Genomic DNA, 16,518 nt, shown 5'->3' with positions numbered 1-16,518 from the left:
GCCCCCTCCGTCAGCCTGCGGCTGCCACCTCCCCCAGAGGGGGAGGATTGAGGCAGGCACTCACCGCGCATTTATGGCTCCGGCGGCGGTGATGGTGACGGTGGCGCTGGCTTCGCCCGACCGGATGGCGAGGCGGGCCGGGCTGGCGAGGCCGGTGGGATCGAACAGGATCGGCCCGGCCGGCTCGCTGATCAGGCTCTGGCCGGCGGGCAGGCGCACCGTGGGCAGGTCGCCGGCCTGCCAGCCGGTGGGGCCGGGGGTGAGCAGCACGGTCCGGCCGGTCAGGATCGCGGCATCGCGGGCGGCGCTGGCGTGGGCGGCGAGGCGCAGGGCGGAGCGGCGCGCGTCCTCCCCGGCACCGGGCAGGCTGAGCACGATGGCGGCCGCGGCGATGCCGATGATGGTGATGGCCACCACCAGTTCCACCAGGGTGAAGCCCTGTTCAGAGGTTCCAGGTGCCGATGTCATCTGCGTCGGCGCCGGGGCCGGTCTTGCCATCCGGGCCCATCGACCAGATGTCGAACGGTCCGCTGCGGCCAGGGGCGGCATATTGATAGGGATGGCCCCAGGGGTCTTTCGGCAGGCGGGTGAGATAGCCGCCGGGGCGATAGCGTTCGGGCTGGGCGAGATCGGCCGGTGGGCTTTGCAGCGCGGCGAGGCCCTGCGCCGTGCTGGGCACCGCCATCTGATCGGCACGATAGGCGGTGAGCGCGGTTTCCAGTGCCGCCACATCGGCGCGGGCGCGGGTGACGGCGGCCTTGTCCACATCGGGCAGCACGTTGATGACGACAACGGTGGTGAGGATGCCGATGATGACGATCACCACCATCAGTTCGATGAGCGTGAAGCCGTTCATCCTCCCCCTCTGGGGGAGGTGCCCGCAGGGCGGAGGGGGCTGGCGGTGAGGGCTCTTCATTGGCTGGCCAGGCTTTCGAGTTGCAGGATGGGAAGGAGGATGGAGAGCACGATCACCGCCACCGCGCCGCCCATGACGAGGATGATCGCCGGTTCCAGCAGCGCCAGCGCGGCGCGGGTGGCGGCCTCATGCTCCCGCTCCAAGGCGGCGGCGCCGCTGTCGAGCATCACGTCGAGCCGGCCGGCGCTTTCGCCGCCAGCGGCCATGGCGACGAGCAGCGGCGGCAGGATGGCGGCGCGCTTCATCGCGGCGGTGAGGCTGGCGCCCTCGCTGATGTCGGCGGCCATCTGGCTGACGCGGGCGCGGATTTCATGGTTGCCGATGGTGGGCAGGGTGAGGGCGAGGCCATCGACGATGGGCAGGCGGCTGGCGATCATCATGGCCAGCGTGCGGGCGAGGCGGGCGGATTGCCAGTTGCGGATGAGGCGGCCGGCAACGGGCAGGGTGAGCGCCCAGGCATCAAAGCGGCGACGGGTGGCGGGATCGGCCAGCGCGCGGGCTGCAAGCGCTGCCATGCCGGCAAGCAGAAGCGCCATCAGCCACCACCAGTTGGCAATGACGTGCGACAAGCCGACAACGATGCGGGTGAGCAAGGGGAGGGTCTGGCCGATGTCGGCAAATTGTTCGGCGATGCGCGGCACCACAAAGGCCATCAGCGCGGTGACGGCCAGCGTGGCGACGACACTGAGGGCAGCCGGATAGGCCAGCGCCGCCTGCAGCTTGCCCCTGAGCTCGGCCTCACGCTCAAGGCTTTCGGCGACGCGTTCGAGCAGTTGCGGCAGGGTGCCGGCGCCTTCGCCGGCCGCGACCATGGCGCGATAGAGGGGCGGGAAGCTGGCCGGTTCCAGCGCCAGCGCGTCAGACAGGCGGCGGCCTTCGACCACGGCGGCGTGGACATTGGCGATTATGGCGGCCGTGCCGCCGCCGCCTTCGCTCTGCGCCTGGGTGCGGATGGTGCGCAGCGCCTCTTCGAGCGGGGTGACGGCGGCCAGGGTCGCCAGTTGCCGGGTGAAGACGGCAAGCGCGGCCGGTTTCAGGCGGCGGCGGCCGGCGGGGGCGGGGCTGGCGGCAGCGGGTTCGAGGCGGGTGGGGAACAGCTTGCGGGCGAGGAGATCGGCGCGGGCGGCTTCCCGGCTGGCGGCGCGCGCGGTGCCGCTGCGCGGCTGACCAGCGGCGTCCAGCGCTTCCCACGCCCAATCAGGCATCGCCGCCCCCGATCACCCGCAGCGCCTCGGCCGGGGTGGTGAGGCCTTGCGCGACGGCGGCCGCGGCAATGGCGGTGAGGCCGGGGCTTTCAGCGGCCAGTTCGGCGGCGGTGGCGCCGGCGTTGATGCGCAGCGCCAGCGTGTCGGTCATGCGGATAAGGTCATAGAGGCCGACGCGGCCCTGCCAGCCCGTGTGGTTGCAGGCGGGGCAGCCGGGTGCGTGCCACAACGGGGTGCCGGCGGGCAGGCCCAGGGCGGCGAGGGTGGCGGCATCGCCGGGGCCGGCCACGCGGCAATCGGGGCAGAGCCGGCGCACCAGCCGCTGGGCGACGACGGCGCGCAGCGTGGCGGCGAGCAGGAACGGCTCGATGCCGAAATCGCGCAGCCGGGTGATGGCGCTGGCGGCATCGTTGGTGTGCAGCGAGGACAGCACGAGATGGCCGGTGAGCGCGGCCTGCACGGCGATCTGGGCGGTTTCGGCGTCGCGGATTTCGCCGACCATCACCACATCCGGATCCTGGCGCAGGATGGCGCGCAGGCCGGCGGCGAAGCTGAGGCCCACCTTGGCGTTGACCTGGGTCTGGCCGATGCCATCGACGGCATATTCCACCGGGTCTTCCACGGTCAGGATGTTGCGGCTGCCATCGTTGAGCAATTTCAGGCCGGCATAAAGCGTGGTGGTCTTGCCGCTGCCGGTCGGGCCGGTGACCAGCACCAGGCCGTTGGGGCTGGCCAGCGCGGCGCGGAAGGCCGCATCGATGGCCGGCGGCATGCCCAGCCCGGCAAGGTCAATCCCGGCATTGTCCTTGTCCAGCAGGCGCAGCACGACGCGCTCCCCGCCGCGCGCCGGCAGGGTGGAGACGCGCACATCGAGCCGCTTGGCCGCCAGCGCCAGTTCCATGCGGCCATCCTGGGGCAGGCGGCGTTCGGCAATGTCGAGCCGGGCCATGACTTTGATGCGGCTGACCAGCAGGCTGGCGACGCCGGCGGGCAGGCGGTGCATCTCCTTCAGCTCGCCATCGATGCGCATGCGCACCACCAGCGCGGCTTCGAACGGCTCGATGTGAATGTCGGATGCCTTCAGGCGCGCGGCTTCGGCAATCAGGCCGTTGATCAGGCGGATGGCGGGCGCCTCGTCATCGCTGGCCAGCAGATCTTCTGCCGATGGCAGATCATCGGCAAGGTCCATCAGGCCGTCGGCGGCAACCGCACCGCTGGCATAATGGTTCTGCAGCAGCCGGTCGAAATCGGCGGCGCTGACATCGGTGAGGCGCAGCGGCCGGCCAGCGATGCGGCGCACTTCGGCCAGCGCTTCGGTGCGGCTGCCGGGCCGGCGGGCCACCTCGGCCGTTTCCCCGATGGCGGTGAGGATCAGGCCGGTGGCGCGGGCAAAGCCATAGGGCAGGGTGAGGCTCATTTCGGCGGTTCGGCTGGCGGTGGGGCCTCGGCGGGCGGCGGCGCGCCGGGGATGGGGGCCTTCAGATAATCGCGCACCAGCGCATCAAGGCTGGTGTCGGCCGTGCCTTCGCGGATCGCCTGTTCGGCGCGGACATATTGATAGCGTTCGCCGGTCAGCCTGGCGGCATCATCGGCGCCCTTGATGATGGTGGGGCGGATGAACACCATCAGGTTGGTCTTGGTGCGGTTGCGCGATTTCGACCGGAACAGGTTGCCGAGCAGGGGAATGTCGCCGAGCAGCGGCACCTTCTCGATCGCGCGGCGTTCATTTTCATCAATCAGGCCGCCCAATGCGATGATCTGGCCATCGTCCACGGTGACAGTGGTGGAAATCTCGCGCTTGTTGAAGATGAGATCGGGGACATTTTGGGTGACGACCGCCTGGGCGATGCTGCTCACCTCTTGCCGCAGCGACAGCTTGATGGTGCCGCCGGCGTTGATCTGCGGGCGCACATCCAGCTGGATGCCGATGTCCTGCCGCTGCACGGTGCGGAAGGCATTGTCGAAATTGTTGCTCAGGGCCTGGCCAGTGGCGATGGGCACATTCTGGCCGACCAGGATGCGGGCCTGGGCATTGTCGAGCGTGACGACCGAGGGTGTGGAGAGCACGTTCGACGCGGTGTCGGCCTTCACCGCGTTGACGACAAAGCCGAACACCGCGTTGGAACCCAGATTGCCGCCAAAGCCGAACTGGCCGCCATTGGCATTCAACAGGCTGTTCACCGCGGCGTTGCGCAGCTGCACCGTGGTCGCATTGTCTTGCCCATAGCGGTTTTCGGCGACGATGGCGCCGGCGACGGCGAGCAGATTGGGCGCGGCATTGCTGTAGTTGGTGACAGAGAAGGGGATGTTGCTGTTGCCGGTGCCGCTGAGCAGGAACTGCACGCCCAGCCGCTGGGCGGCGACGTCGCTGATCTCCACGATCACCGCTTCGACCAGCACCTGCTCGCGCCGCACATCGAGTTGCCGGACGACCTCGCCCAGCCGGCGCTGCACATCGGCAGGCGCGGCGATGACGATGGCATTGGCGCCTTCATAGCGGGCGATCACCGCCTGGCCGCGGCCGATGCTGGCACCGGGCACGAAGCCGGAGGTGCCGAGCGCGCCCTGCGGCGCGGCGGGCAGCGGCTGGGCCGCGGTGGCCTGGCCCTGGGCCGGCTGGCCGGCATTGGCGTTGCCGAAGGCGCTTTGGGTGGGCTGGGTGAGCGGCGCGGCCTGGGATGCGGGGCTGACCGGCTGGCCGACGAGCTGCTGCAGCACCGGCACCAGCTTCTCGGCGTCAGCATGGTTCAGGAAAATCACCCGCACATCGCTGCCGGCGGCGGCGGCCTGATCGAGATCGGCGATGGTGCGGGCGAGCTTGGTGAGCGTGGCGGGATCGCCGCGCAAGACCAGGGAATTGCTGGCATCGACCGGCGCCAACTGCCAGCCACGCCCTTCGGCGGCACCCTGCGCCACCTGCGAGAGGCTGGTGGCAATCTCGCGGGCGCCGGCATGTTTCAGCGCGACGACGCGCACGGCGGCCCGGTCCTGATCGAGCTGGCGGGCGAGTTGGGTGACGCGGGCGACATTGTCGGCAAAATCCGCCACGATCACGGCGTTGCCGCTGCGGTTGGCCGTCACCTGGCCTTCGCGGGACACCAGCGGGCGCAGCGATTCGAGTGCCGAGGCGGCATCAATGTAATTGAGCGGCACCACCCGGGTTTCGAAGCGGTCGCGACCCTGGCCGGCCGATGGCTGGGTGGCGGCACCATCCAACGGGGCGACACGGAAAGCCCCGCCGGCGGCCGGGGTGACGACCAGGCCATTGGCGCGCAGGGTGGACAGGAACAGCTCGAAATAGCCCGCCTGATCCAGCGGCCGGTCAGACACCACGGTCACCTTGCCCTGAACGCGCGGATCGATGATGAAGCTGCGCCCGGTGGCCCGCGCCACATCCTGGATGAAGGCGCGCACATCGGCATCGCGCAGATTGACCGTGGTCTGGGCCAGCAGAGGCCCAGCCAGCAGGGCTGCTGCCATCACCAGGGTCTGCCACCGCCGCTTCATTTGCCGTCCCCGCCGGGCGCCGGCCCGGATTGATCGATGTAAAGTGTCTCGCGCGCGCCGCCGCGATCCAGCGTCACGCTGTCAAACGCCACGGCCACCAGCCGCACGCCGGGCATGATTTCATCGCCGCTGCCAAAGCTCTGCTGTTGGCCATCGGGGGTGGCGATGATCGCCGAACCGCGCCCCGATGCGGCATCGACGCGGGTACCGACCAGGGTGAGATCAAGGCTGGACACGGCATCGGCCGGCGTCGCGGCTTGCGGGAAGAAGGGATCAACCGCGACGCCGGCCAACGCGGCGGCGGCCGGTGCCTGCACCGCGCCCAACGGCCCGGCCGGGTTGATGGCCAGCCAGATGGCGCGCGCCAGCAGCAGGCCAGCCAGCGCCCAGCCAAGCGCCTCGCCCGCCCGCATCAGGCGGGCCGGCCGTTGCGGCGGCGAATTGCTGTTGCGGATCAGCGGCTGGTCCCCCCGACAATGCAGTTCCGTCGGCAGCAAGCCTAATCGGATTCGGCAATTGTTACAGCCCCTATCGGGGGCATGTGACGGTTGGATTACAGTGCGATGATCACGGCACCGGTTCAGCGCGGCGGGTTCAGCAGGTTGTGGCGGCGCAGGATGGCCTGCAGCTGATCGTGCGGCAGGGCTGATATCGTCCACCAGTCGGCGCCGGTCATGGTGCGGGCGGCCACCATGGCGTTGACCACGGCTTCCTCCACCCCCTGCACCGTGGCGGCAAACAGCGGGTTCAGCCCGCCCCCGGGCAGGCGGCGCAGCGTGGCCGGGGCGCTGCCGGCCTGCCAATTGCCATCATCGGCGCCGGGATTGGCCGTGGAAAAGGCGATGAAAATGTCCCCCGAACCATCCGCCTCGATCGCGCCCAGCCGGCCCAGGCCCACGCTGCCGCGCCGGGCCAGGCGCTTCAGCTGTTCGGCGGTCAACGGGGCATCGGTGGCGATGACGATGATGATCGAACCGCGATGTTCGGCGGCCGGCGGATCGGCCAGCGCCAGCCTGGCCGGATCGCACAGGCTGGCCTTGTCGCCCCACAGGCTTTGTTGCTGCGGCAACAGCCGGGCAACACAGGGGCCCTGCAGCTGCATTTCGCGCGCCACCGGCACGCCGGCAATGCGCAGGCCCAGCGCCGAGCCATAATTGCATTGCACCAGCACACCGACGGTATAGCCGCCTTCGGCTGCCGACAGTCGCCGCGACGCGGTGCCGGTGCCGCCCTTGAAGCCGTTGCACACCATGCCGGTGCCGCCGCCAACATTGCCTTCGGCGATGGCGCCGCCGTGGGCGCTGTCCAGCGCGTCCAGCGTGTCCTGCACGGTCACATGCTGGCCGGCCATGTCGTTCAGCGGCAGATCGGCGGTTTCGGCGACCAGCGGATACCAGAAGCCGCCGGGGCGATGATCGGACAACCATTTGAAGGCGGCATCGCGCACCACGCCCACGCTGCCGGTGCCGGTGATCAGGATCGGTGTTTCCAGCACGCCGCCTTCATCCACCCAATGCGTGCCGGTCATGTCGCCATTGCCGTTGCCGGCGAAATAGCCGGCGAACACGCCGCGCGCATCACCACGCCCACGCGGGAAGATGGCGGTGACACCGGTGCGCACCGGGCCCTTCCCGCGAACAACCGCGCCTTCGCCGGCAATCAGCGTCTTGTAGCCGACCTCGACGCCGGCGACATCGGTGATGGCGTTGAGCGGCCCCGGCGTGCCATCGAACGGCACGCCCAGATCGCGGGCGCGCGGGGCGGCGGTGGCGCTGCTTGCGAGGAAAAGCGCTGCCAGAATCAGATGTTTCACGCTGTGTCCCCCCGGTGATGGCCAAGGCTAGCCGGCCTGCCGGGCGGGTGCAAATTTGACTTTCCGGCCGGATGCGTCCATTGGCGGCGCACATCGCTGGGCGCGTGATCGGAGCAGATGGCTCCAGGCCCCACCCCCCAATCTTGCTTCCCATATCACGCGGGTTGCTGGTCAACCCCCCATGCTCCGTTGGCAATCCTGCCGGCGGGGCCGAACTGATATTGGAACATAAATGAACTTCTCTGATCTGGCGCTGGCCGAACCGATCGCGCGCGCCCTCAATGAAAAGGGCTATGCCGCCCCCAGCCCGATCCAGGCGGCGGCCATTCCGCCGGCGCTGGCCGGGCATGATGTGCTGGGCCTGGCGCAGACCGGCACCGGCAAGACGGCGGCCTTTGCCCTGCCGATGCTGCACCGGCTGGCGGCCGATCCCAAGCATCGCATCAAGATGAACACCCGCGCCCTGGTGCTGGCGCCGACGCGGGAGCTGGCCAGCCAGATTGCCGCCAGTTTCCAGGCCTATGGCAAATATATGCGGCTTTCCGTGGCGGTGGTGTTCGGCGGCGTGCCGATCGGCCGGCAGGAACGCGCGCTGGCGCCGGGAGTGGACGTGCTGGTGGCAACGCCGGGCCGGCTGCTCGATCTCGTCATGAAGGGCGCCTGCGACCTGGGTCGCGTGGAGATGCTGGTGCTCGATGAATGCGACCAGATGCTTGATCTGGGCTTCATCCATGATCTGAAGCGCATCACCGGCCTGCTGCCCAAGCAGCGCCAGTCGATGCTGTTTTCCGCCACCCTGGCGCCGGCCATCGAACAGCTGGCCGAACGCTATCTGAAATCGCCGGTGAAGGTGGCGGTGCAGCCAGCGGCGACCACGGTGGAAAAGGTGGTGCAATCGGTGGTGCATGTGAGCCAGCCGGAAAAACTGGCGCTGCTGGCGCATCTGCTTGACCAGCCCGAGGTGGCGAGCAGCATCGTCTTCACCCGCACCAAGCATGGTGCCGACCGGGTGGTGCGCCAGCTCGCCGCGCATGGCCTGGTGGCCGAAGCCATCCATGGCAACCGCAGCCAGCCGCAGCGCACCCGCGCGCTCGATGGCTTCCGCGCCGGCACGTTGAAGATCCTGGTGGCGACCGACATTGCGGCCCGCGGCCTCGACATTCCGGCGGTGAGCCATGTCTTCAATTTCGAGCTGCCCAACGTGCCGGAACAATATGTGCACCGCATCGGCCGCACCGCGCGCGCCGGCCGGGCCGGCGTGGCGATCGCGCTGTGTGCGCCGGATGAGCGGCCTTATCTGAAGGATATTGAAAAGACCATCCGCATGGCGCTGACCCAGGCGCCGCTGCCGGCCAATTTCCGCGATCTGGTGGGCAAGACGGCCAAGCTGATCAAGTCCAACCCGGTTGCGGCCGAGCCGCCGCGCGAAGAGCGGGATTTCGCCCGCAGCCGCAATGGTGGCCGGCCGGGCCGCGATCCGCGCGCCGTGGTGCATGCCGAAGGCCGGCGTGACGGTGCCCCCCGCCGCGAAGGCCCGCGCGAAGAGCGGCGCGAATTCAGCCGCGACGGGCAGCCGCGCCGCGACGGCCAGCCGCGTCGTGATGGCGGGCAGCCACGCCCGGCCGGTGGCTGGCCGCAGGGGCGGCCCGGCGGCGGCTTTGCCGGCCGGCGCGAAGGCCAGCGGCGCTCCCCTGCGGGGCGGTGAGGGCCCTTCGGAACCGTCGTACCCGCGTCATGCTGAACTTGTTTCAGCATCCATGGGAACAGCGCCCCGCAAGATGCGCTTGTGAAGTCATTCGCGCCATGGATGCTGAAACAAGTTCAGCATGACATGTGTCTTGAAATGAAAACCCCCGCCGGATCGCTCCGGCGGGGGTTTTCATGTTCAGATCAATTCGTTCAGGCCACGGTGGCCTTGACGATATGGCCCGGCTCGCGCGGCGGCTCGCCCTCGGGCAGCGCGTCGACATGCTCCATGCCCGAGATCACTTCGCCCCACACCGTGTACTGGCGATCAAGTAAGCGGGCATCATCAAAGCAGATGAAGAACTGGCTGTTGGCGCTGTGCGGATAGGAGGTGCGGGCCATTGAGCAGACGCCGCGCACGTGCGGCACGTCGTTGAATTCGGCGCGCAGGTCGGGCAGGTCGCTGCCGCCGGTGCCGGTGCCCTTGGGGCAGCCGCCCTGGGCCATGAAGCCGGGGATGACGCGGTGGAACTTGATGCCGTCATAGAAACCCTGGGCGGCGAGCGTGGTGATCCGCTCGACATGGCCGGGGGCAACATCGGGGCGCAGCTTGATGACGACATCGCCGCCGCTGCTGAGGGTGAGGGTGAGGGTTTCGGCCATGAACGGTCTCCGTTGGGGGGTGTGGCACTGCCCTAGCCGCGAAGCGCGAAGCCCTCAAGCCGTTCCCGCAGGGGCGGCGGGATCGGCGCCGCCCCGGTGGCAGGGTCGCGGTGGACGAGCACGCTGTCGCACAGGGCGATGCAGCTGCCCTCCTGAAAGGCCGCCATGGCGACGGTGAAGCTGCTGCTGCCGATGCGGGCGATGGCATAGCCGATGGTGACGGGGCGGGATAATTGCCCTCGGCCAGATAATCGATGGCGACATGGGCGACGACGAAGCTGGAACGCCGCTCGCCGGGTGCCGGGTTCACCGGGCCGGCCCGGTTGAAGCGCACGCGGGTTTCCTCGAACAGGCGGGCGAAGGCCACGTTGTTGAGATGGCCGTTCACATCCATATCGGCAAAGCGGGTTTCGAGGGTGAGGCTGGCGGGATAGGCCTCAGACACACGCCGCCGTGGATCGGCCTTCATCGCATCCGGTACCGGATCGGCATGGCCTTCAGTCCCGAAACGAAGTTGGCCACCGACAATTTGGGTTCGCCGGCCAGTTCGATTTCGTCCAGCCTTGGCAGCAGCTCGGCGAACAGGGCGCGGATTTCCATGCGGGCCAGATGCAGGCCGAGGCACTGGTGGACGCCGTTGCCAAAGGCGGTCTGCGGGTTGTTGGGGCGGTCCACCCGGAAGCGGAACGGCTCTTCGAACACCGCCTCGTCGCGGTTGCCCGACCAGTAGAAGAGCGCCACGCCGTCGCCCTTGCGGATGGTCTTGCCGCCAACAACAGTGTCTTCGGTGCAGGTGCGCATGAAATGCTTCACCGGGGTGGCCCAGCGGATCATTTCTTCGACCGCGCCCGGGATCAGCGACGGATCGGCCTTCAGCTTGGCCAGTTCGGCCGGATTCTGGATCAGCGCCAGCAGGCCGCCAGAGGCCGTGCTGCTGGTGGTGTCGTGCCCGGCGGTGACGGCGATGGCGTAATAGCTGATGGCTTCCAGGAGGCCGATGGGCTCGCCATCCACGGTCCCTTGCGCGATCACGGTGGCGAGATCGTCGCGCGGACTGGCCCGGCGGTCGGCCAGCACCTCGCCGAAATATTGGAAGAATTGCTGAACGAGGGCGAAGATATCCACCTGCGGGTTGCCGGTGCCTTCGGTGGCGCCGCTCAATCCCTGCGTGATGATGCGGCTGCGCGCCACCACGTCGGGATCCTGCGGGCCAAAGATTTCCTGAGTCATCTGCAGCATGCGGTTTTCATCCGCCGCCGGCAGGCCCAGGATCATCATGATGACCCGCAAGGGGTACCAGAGCGCGACTTCGTTGACGAAATCGCATTGGCCGCCCAGCGCCGCCATCCGGTCGACATGGGCTTTGGCGATGGCGGCGATCTGCGGCTCCAGCTTCTTCAAATTCTGCGGCATGAACCAGGTGTGGGTGATGCGCCGCAGCTTCATGTGGATGGGATCATCCAGATCAACCAGCGTGCGGAACAAATGGCTGTCGCCGGTGGTCTGCTTCACCCACTCCTCGGCCTCGATCGGGGAGATATAGGTGCGCTCGCGGTTGATGAAGCGATCATTGGCCTTGGAAATCGCCACGATGTCGGCATGGCGGGTGATCGACCAGAACGGGCGAAAGCCCGTAGGCTCGGTCCAGTGCACCGGGTCTTCCCGGCGCAGCCGTGTGTAGGCGTCGTGGATGCTTTCATCGGCATAGGCGGCCGGGTTGACCAGGCTGTTGTCCAGCGTGTCGCTGTTGAAGCCGGGGAAGGGCATAGCGGTCATTGTTGGCGTCCTCTGGCTTGCACGGCGCCGCGCGCGGCTTCGACTTCGGCGGCGGAGACCTGGGCATTGGCGGCGGTGGAGCGGGTCGCCTCAAGCGCCATCGCCTGGCCGAAGGGCAGATCATAGCCATCGTTGATCAGCCGCTTGTAGGCCCGGGCAAAGCCGGGGGCGATGCCGGCCATGTCGTGCGCCAGCGCCACGGCGGCAGCGACCAGTTGATCGGCCGGCACGACACGGTTCAACAGGCCCCAGCGTTCTGCCGTGGCGGCATCGAGGAAATTGCCCGACAGCGAGAGTTCGCGGGCGCGATAGGGCCCGATCAGGCGGGAGAGTTTCTGGCTGAGGCCCCAGCCCGGCATGATGCCCACGCGCGCATGGGTGTCGGCAAAGCGGGCATTCTCGCTGCCGATCAGCACGTCGCAGGCCAGCGCCACTTCAAAGCCGCCGGTGATGGCGACGCCGCTGATGGCGCCGATCACCGGCTTGCCGGTCTGTTCGATGGCTTTGACCGGATTGTCATCCGGCCCCTCGGCATTGGCGGCGCCGAGACCCTGTTGGCCCAGTTCCTTGAGGTCCAGGCCGGCGGTGAAGGCGCGGGTGCCGGCGCCGGTCAACACGATGGCGCGCACATCGTCGTCGGCCTCCAGATCGCGGAACACGGCGGCGAGCGCGCGGCGCAGGGCCTGGTTCAGCGCGTTCATCGCCTGCGGCCGGTTCAGCGTGACGATGGCCACCGGGCCATCGCGCGTCACCTGCACGACATCATCGCTCATCGGCTCGTCCTCCCCCTTTGGCGGCCCTGTTTAGCGGCCCGGCATGCCGCTGCCGACTGCAATTGGCGATAGGGGAGATTACTTGGCTCTGCGCAGGATGAGGTAGAAGGCACCGCTGCCGCCATGGCGCGGGTGGGCGGCGCGCACGCTGGCTACGGCGGCGCGCATGTCGGGCCGGTCGAGCCAGTGCATCAGTTCGGCGCGGATGCGCGCCGGCCGGTCAGGCCGGCCCTTGCCGGTGATGACCAGGATGACCCGGGCGCCGTCGCCGGCATGGATGGCGGCGGCCAGCCTTGCATGGGCATCGGCCAGCGTGTGGCCGTGCAGATCGATGATGCGATCGGGTGTGAGGCGGCCGCGGCTGATCTGGCGATCCCAGCTGCCATCCAGCGGCGCGCCCAGCGGGTGCGGGCCGGGCCGGGCCGGGGCCGGACGCGGCGGCGGCGCGGGCACAATCTTGACCGGCGGCGGGCTGATGGCGGCCGGGGTGGCCGGTGGTGCTTCGGGTTTTGCCTTACCGGGCAGCGGCTTCACGCTGGCAGCAACGCGCGCCCATAAGGCCCGTTCATGGGCGCTGAGGCGGCGCATCTTGGATCAGCTTCAGGCGCTGGGCTGCGGCGCGGGGGATGAGCAGGGCGAGGGTGGCCGGTGCGGATTGCGCGCCGGCATCGGCGGCCGCCTCGGCGCCGGGGCCGAGGAACAGATCGAGGCGGTTGGCGCCCTTGATGGCGCCGCCGGTATCCTGCGCCACCATCAACTGCACCAGCGGCTGGCCGCTGCGCGACAGGGTGGTTTCCACCAGCAAGGGCGCGCCGAGCGGGATATAGGCCGGATCGGCGGCGACCGAGACGCGCGGGGTGACGGCGACACCCATGGCGCCAACCGGGCCTTCGCCTTTCAGTTCCCGGAAGAAGATCTTGGACGGGTTGGCGTTGAGGATGGCCGGTGCCTCGTCCGGGTGGGCGCGCAGCCAGGCGAGGATTTCGGCCATGCCGGCCTTGCCCTTTTCCAGCTTGCCCTGTTCGATCAGCAGCCGGCCGATGGCGACATAATCGCGCCCGTTCTGGCCATCATAGCCGATGCGGATGATGCGGCCATCGGGCAGGCGCAGCCGGCCGCTGCCCTGGATTTCGAGGAAGAAAGCTTCATAGGCATCAGCCGCCCAGGCGAGTTCAAGGCCGCGGCCGACCAGCGCGCCGGCGGCGATCTGGGCGCGGCTGGCATAGGGCACCAGCCGGTTTCCCTCCACCCGGCCGCGCACCGTTCGGCCCTTCAGGCTGGGGGCGAAATCGCCCAGCGGCACGTCGATCAGATCGGCCGGCCGGCGATAGAGCGGCACTTGATAGCCGGGCTGCTGCGTCAGGCTGGCGGCGATTTCCGGCTCGTAATAGCCGGTGGCAAAGCCCTTGCCCTCGGCCACCGCGACGCCGACGAACTGGCTGTGGAAGAACGCATACTCCTGGCCGGGTGCAGCACTGGCGGCGGCCGTGCAGGCCGCTTGCCAGTCGCCCGGCTGGGTGAGGCCCGACAGATCCTCCCGCCGCAACAGGCCGGGGCAGGATTTGCGGAAGGCGGCCAGCGCAGCCGCCGCGCCGGGCAACGGCCCGACCGGCGGCAAAGGCAGGGCAGCGAGGCTGGCCTGGGCAGCGCGGGTGACCGGCAGTGGTTCGGGCTTTGGCGTGGTTGGCAGGGGTGCCGGGGTTGCCGGGGTGGCAGCGGGCGGAGCAGTGACCGGCCGGTCCTGCCGGCCGGCGCAGGCGGCAAGCAGCAGCAGGCTGGCCAGCGCGAGGCGGTTGCGCATGTTCAGCGGGGTTCAGACGCCGTGATCGGGCGGCAGATCGGCGCTGTCATCCTCATTGTCGGTGGCGATCAGCACCCACGCCGGATCACTGCTGGTGACATGGCGGCTGAATGTCCACACATCCCGGCTTTCGATCTCGCCATCGGCCGTCGCGATGCGGGCGGCAAAACGCACGGTCAATTCCACCATCTGGCCGACCTGTTCGGCGCCCTCGATCATCGCCGATGGCGTGCCGAGGATGCGGTTGGGCAGGCTGGCACCATCACGGGCGGTAACGGCGGCGGCCAGATTGTCGTGCACCTCATCCGATACCAGACCGTGCACGCCCGAAAGATCGCCGGACCAGAAGGCCGACAGGATCATGCCATAGGCAGCGTTGGCGCCGCTGAGGAAGCGATCGGGGGCAAAGCCCGGATCGGCATCGGCAATGGCTTCCAGCGCCGGCAATAGGTTGATGTCCGTGCCGGGCGGCAGCACCAGCTGGCGGCGCGGGCCGCGGTTTTCGGTGCGGCGCGGCGGCGCGGTGACCTCGGCCGAGGGGCGGAAGCTGTCGCCAATCTGCTGCGGGCGCTCTTCCCCGGTGCGCTTGCCCAGCACGGAGACCAGCCGCAGGCCGATGAAGGCGGCCAGCATCGCCAGCAGCACAATCTCCACCCAGGCGCTTCCGTCAGACATTGCAGATCCTTGCCCATCCGGCCCGCCCGAAGCGAAGCTGATGGAAAATGACAAACACCGGCGGGCGGCACCATAAGCAAATCGCCCGAAGACAAGACGCCCTTGCACCATACCGCTGTGACAAGACAAGCCGGGAATCACCCGGCCATGGCACTGCCACATGAACACAATCGGCCTTTGCCGCCGGCTTTGCAAGGCTGTGCGGCAATTCAGGCGGGATTGGCGGCAATTGCGGCGGCCAGTTCCCGCACCAGTTTGGCGGCCACGGTGGCGGTGATGCCCGTGGGATCGCGATCGGGATTGAGTTCAACCACGTCGCCACCAACGATCGGCACGTCGAGATCAAGCAGGATATTGACGATCTGGCGCACGCTCAGCCCGCCTGGCTCATGGTGGGAGACGCCGGGGGCAAAGGCCGGATCAAGCGCGTCGATATCGATGGAAACATAGAGCGGCCGGTCAAGGCGCGGCCGCCAATCGTCGCGCAGATGCCGCGCTTCGATGATCTCCACGCCAAAGCGTTCCGCCTGGGCGCGGCAATGGCGATTGAGGGTGCGGATGCCCACCTGCACCAGCCGCCGGGCATGCCCGCCCTCCATGATGCGCGCGAAGGGCGAGGCGTGGGAGCGGCGGTTGCCATCCAGTTCGTCGTAAAGATCGGGGTGAGCATCGAAATGCAGTATGTCGAAGGCACCGTGGCGGCGGGCCAGGGTTTCGACGACCGGAAAGCTGATGGCATGATCGCCGCCCAGCGCGACCAGCGGCCCGGGGCAGGCAGCGATGACAGCGCGGATGCGGTCATCATCGCCGGCATCTTCGGCAATGGCGATGTCGCCGCGATCAACCAGGTGGAAATCCAGCCCGATTTCGCTGCCCCGTTCGGTGGCGGCATTGCCGTGCGGGCTGGCAAGGGCGGCGCGGATGGCGGCGGGCGCCCGCGCCGGGCCGCGCAGGAAGCTGCTGTGCTGATCGGTGGGGATGCCGATCATGGAGATGGTTGGGATCATGCGAATGTTTTGCTTCAAGTGCCGAGCCGCTGCCAGAGCACGGGGGCCAAAGTCCGGCCGTGCGCTGGCGGCCGACAGATCTGGTGCGGGCGGCGGGACTCGAACCCGCACTTCCGTGGGAAAGCGGATTTTAAGTCCGCTGCGTCTACCGGTTCCGCCACGCCCGCCGATGGTGCCCCCTGGGCTCCGGCGTGGCTCCGGCGCCCGATCAGGCGTTCAGCTTCTCGCGTAATTCCTTGCCCGGCTTGAAATAGGGCACGCGCTTGGCATCCACCTCCACCGCGGTGCCGGTGCGCGGGTTGCGGCCGGTGCGCGCTTCGCGGGCGCGGGTGGAAAAGGCGCCAAAGCCGCGCAGCTCGACGCGGCGGCCTTCGGCCAAGGCGTCGGCGATCTCGTCAAAGATAGTGGTGACGATGGCTTCGACGTCGCGCACGGTGAGGTGCGGATTCTGTTCGGCGACAATGGCAACCAGTTCAGACCTGATCATTTCGTACACACCCCCCGCTGGGCAGGACATTTTGGATCGAGGCTCAAGCCCTCTGATCTATGTGGATATTCCATTGAGTCGGGGCAGGCGGTCAAGGCGTGGCCGGGAAAAAAACTGCAACCGGTGTGTCACAATGTGCGTAACTCGGCGTTTTTGGCCGCCGCACAACGAAAAACGCCCCGGCAGCCTGGCTGCCGGGGCGTGATTTC

Annotated in this window: 17 protein-coding genes, 1 tRNA gene and 1 pseudogene; 1 reads left to right on the top strand and 18 read right to left on the bottom strand. The window is 68.6% G+C overall.

The window, feature by feature from the left end:
* Positions 1-60: 60 nt before the first annotated feature.
* From CHU93_RS16515 to CHU93_RS16485, 7 genes are all read right to left on the bottom strand, one after another.
* A complete protein-coding gene (locus CHU93_RS16515) occupies positions 61-468 on the bottom strand; it encodes a GspH/FimT family pseudopilin (protein WP_165768787.1) in 408 nt (135 codons plus the stop codon).
* Positions 443-856: a type II secretion system major pseudopilin GspG gene (gspG, locus tag CHU93_RS16510; protein ID WP_094475241.1), complete on the bottom strand. Its 414-nt coding sequence runs from the start codon at positions 854-856 to the stop codon at positions 443-445. Before gspG ends, CHU93_RS16515 begins: the two co-directional genes overlap by 26 nt.
* 56 nt (positions 857-912) lie before the next feature.
* Positions 913-2,121: a type II secretion system F family protein gene (locus CHU93_RS16505; RefSeq protein WP_094475240.1), complete on the bottom strand. Its 1,209-nt coding sequence runs from the start codon at positions 2,119-2,121 to the stop codon at positions 913-915.
* The gene (locus tag CHU93_RS16500) at positions 2,114-3,538 is read right to left on the bottom strand and encodes a GspE/PulE family protein (protein ID WP_094475239.1); all 1,425 of its coding nucleotides are present in this window, start codon (positions 3,536-3,538) and stop codon (positions 2,114-2,116) included. Before CHU93_RS16500 ends, CHU93_RS16505 begins: the two co-directional genes overlap by 8 nt.
* On the bottom strand, positions 3,535-5,628 hold the full coding sequence (gene gspD, locus CHU93_RS16495) for a type II secretion system secretin GspD (RefSeq protein WP_094475238.1): 2,094 nt from the start codon (positions 5,626-5,628) through the stop codon (positions 3,535-3,537). Before gspD ends, CHU93_RS16500 begins: the two co-directional genes overlap by 4 nt.
* Positions 5,625-6,125: a type II secretion system protein N gene (locus CHU93_RS16490; protein ID WP_243375745.1), complete on the bottom strand. Its 501-nt coding sequence runs from the start codon at positions 6,123-6,125 to the stop codon at positions 5,625-5,627. Before CHU93_RS16490 ends, gspD begins: the two co-directional genes overlap by 4 nt.
* 83 nt (positions 6,126-6,208) lie before the next feature.
* Complete coding sequence (locus CHU93_RS16485; RefSeq protein WP_094475237.1) at positions 6,209-7,441, bottom strand: DmpA family aminopeptidase; 1,233 nt, start codon at positions 7,439-7,441, stop codon at positions 6,209-6,211.
* 232 nt (positions 7,442-7,673) lie between these two features.
* Between CHU93_RS16485 and CHU93_RS16480 the strand changes: the two genes are divergently transcribed.
* The gene (locus CHU93_RS16480) at positions 7,674-9,146 is read left to right on the top strand and encodes a DEAD/DEAH box helicase (RefSeq protein ID WP_094475236.1); all 1,473 of its coding nucleotides are present in this window, start codon (positions 7,674-7,676) and stop codon (positions 9,144-9,146) included.
* Between the two features lie 194 nt (positions 9,147-9,340).
* Here the strand turns inward: CHU93_RS16480 and CHU93_RS16475 are convergent, their stop codons facing one another.
* From CHU93_RS16475 to CHU93_RS16430, 11 genes and pseudogenes are all read right to left on the bottom strand, one after another.
* Positions 9,341-9,790, bottom strand: coding sequence for a peptidylprolyl isomerase (locus tag CHU93_RS16475; RefSeq protein ID WP_094475235.1), 450 nt, complete (start codon positions 9,788-9,790; stop codon positions 9,341-9,343).
* A gap of 32 nt (positions 9,791-9,822) precedes the next feature.
* On the bottom strand, positions 9,823-9,957 hold the full coding sequence (locus tag CHU93_RS18155) for an acyl-CoA thioesterase family protein (RefSeq protein WP_279354573.1): 135 nt from the start codon (positions 9,955-9,957) through the stop codon (positions 9,823-9,825).
* Between the two features lie 131 nt (positions 9,958-10,088).
* A pseudogene (locus CHU93_RS18290) lies at positions 10,089-10,184 on the bottom strand (hypothetical protein); the annotation flags it as partial.
* A gap of 71 nt (positions 10,185-10,255) precedes the next feature.
* Positions 10,256-11,566 carry a cytochrome P450 gene (locus tag CHU93_RS16465; RefSeq protein ID WP_243375744.1) on the bottom strand — a complete coding sequence of 437 codons (1,311 nt, stop codon included), beginning with the start codon at positions 11,564-11,566 and terminating at the stop codon, positions 10,256-10,258.
* The gene (locus CHU93_RS16460; protein WP_094475233.1) at positions 11,563-12,339 is read right to left on the bottom strand and encodes an enoyl-CoA hydratase; all 777 of its coding nucleotides are present in this window, start codon (positions 12,337-12,339) and stop codon (positions 11,563-11,565) included. Before CHU93_RS16460 ends, CHU93_RS16465 begins: the two co-directional genes overlap by 4 nt.
* 78 nt (positions 12,340-12,417) lie before the next feature.
* Positions 12,418-12,873, bottom strand: a complete 456-nt coding sequence (locus tag CHU93_RS16455) for a Smr/MutS family protein (RefSeq protein WP_341476598.1) — start codon at positions 12,871-12,873, stop codon at positions 12,418-12,420.
* 31 nt (positions 12,874-12,904) lie between these two features.
* Positions 12,905-14,140, bottom strand: coding sequence for a murein transglycosylase A (gene mltA / locus CHU93_RS16450; RefSeq protein WP_341476597.1), 1,236 nt, complete (start codon positions 14,138-14,140; stop codon positions 12,905-12,907).
* A 12-nt stretch (positions 14,141-14,152) separates the two neighbouring features.
* Complete coding sequence (locus CHU93_RS16445; protein WP_165768786.1) at positions 14,153-14,815, bottom strand: Tim44/TimA family putative adaptor protein; 663 nt, start codon at positions 14,813-14,815, stop codon at positions 14,153-14,155.
* A 209-nt stretch (positions 14,816-15,024) separates the two neighbouring features.
* The gene (locus CHU93_RS16440; RefSeq protein WP_133064445.1) at positions 15,025-15,822 is read right to left on the bottom strand and encodes an arginase family protein; all 798 of its coding nucleotides are present in this window, start codon (positions 15,820-15,822) and stop codon (positions 15,025-15,027) included.
* An 81-nt stretch (positions 15,823-15,903) separates the two neighbouring features.
* Positions 15,904-15,989 (bottom strand) — tRNA-Leu (locus CHU93_RS16435).
* Between the two features lie 41 nt (positions 15,990-16,030).
* Entirely contained in the window at positions 16,031-16,309 is a 279-nt protein-coding gene (locus CHU93_RS16430) for an integration host factor subunit beta (RefSeq protein ID WP_094475228.1), read from the bottom strand.
* Positions 16,310-16,518 lie beyond the last annotated feature (209 nt).

The organism is Sandarakinorhabdus cyanobacteriorum (assembly GCF_002251755.1).
Taxonomy (GTDB): domain Bacteria; phylum Pseudomonadota; class Alphaproteobacteria; order Sphingomonadales; family Sphingomonadaceae; genus Sandarakinorhabdus; species Sandarakinorhabdus cyanobacteriorum.
This window is presented reverse-complemented; position numbering and strand designations above follow the sequence as displayed.

Bases quoted from the DNA above. Each gene is read 5' to 3' on its own strand.
- CHU93_RS16480 (WP_094475236.1), top strand. From the start codon at position 7,674: ATGAACTTCTCTGATCTGGCGCTGGCCGAACCGATCGCGCGCGCCCTC.
- mltA (WP_341476597.1), bottom strand. From the start codon at position 14,140: ATGCGCAACCGCCTCGCGCTGGCCAGCCTGCTGCTGCTTGCCGCCTGC.
- gspG (WP_094475241.1), bottom strand. From the start codon at position 856: ATGAACGGCTTCACGCTCATCGAACTGATGGTGGTGATCGTCATCATC.
- CHU93_RS16465 (WP_243375744.1), bottom strand. From the start codon at position 11,566: ATGACCGCTATGCCCTTCCCCGGCTTCAACAGCGACACGCTGGACAAC.
- CHU93_RS16440 (WP_133064445.1), bottom strand. From the start codon at position 15,822: ATGATCCCAACCATCTCCATGATCGGCATCCCCACCGATCAGCACAGC.
- CHU93_RS16505 (WP_094475240.1), bottom strand. From the start codon at position 2,121: ATGCCTGATTGGGCGTGGGAAGCGCTGGACGCCGCTGGTCAGCCGCGC.
- CHU93_RS18155 (WP_279354573.1), bottom strand. From the start codon at position 9,957: ATGGCGGCCTTTCAGGAGGGCAGCTGCATCGCCCTGTGCGACAGCGTG.
- gspD (WP_094475238.1), bottom strand. From the start codon at position 5,628: ATGAAGCGGCGGTGGCAGACCCTGGTGATGGCAGCAGCCCTGCTGGCT.
- CHU93_RS16445 (WP_165768786.1), bottom strand. From the start codon at position 14,815: ATGTCTGACGGAAGCGCCTGGGTGGAGATTGTGCTGCTGGCGATGCTG.
- CHU93_RS16515 (WP_165768787.1), bottom strand. From the start codon at position 468: ATGACATCGGCACCTGGAACCTCTGAACAGGGCTTCACCCTGGTGGAA.
- CHU93_RS16430 (WP_094475228.1), bottom strand. From the start codon at position 16,309: ATGATCAGGTCTGAACTGGTTGCCATTGTCGCCGAACAGAATCCGCAC.
- CHU93_RS16460 (WP_094475233.1), bottom strand. From the start codon at position 12,339: ATGAGCGATGATGTCGTGCAGGTGACGCGCGATGGCCCGGTGGCCATC.
- CHU93_RS16500 (WP_094475239.1), bottom strand. From the start codon at position 3,538: ATGAGCCTCACCCTGCCCTATGGCTTTGCCCGCGCCACCGGCCTGATC.
- CHU93_RS16475 (WP_094475235.1), bottom strand. From the start codon at position 9,790: ATGGCCGAAACCCTCACCCTCACCCTCAGCAGCGGCGGCGATGTCGTC.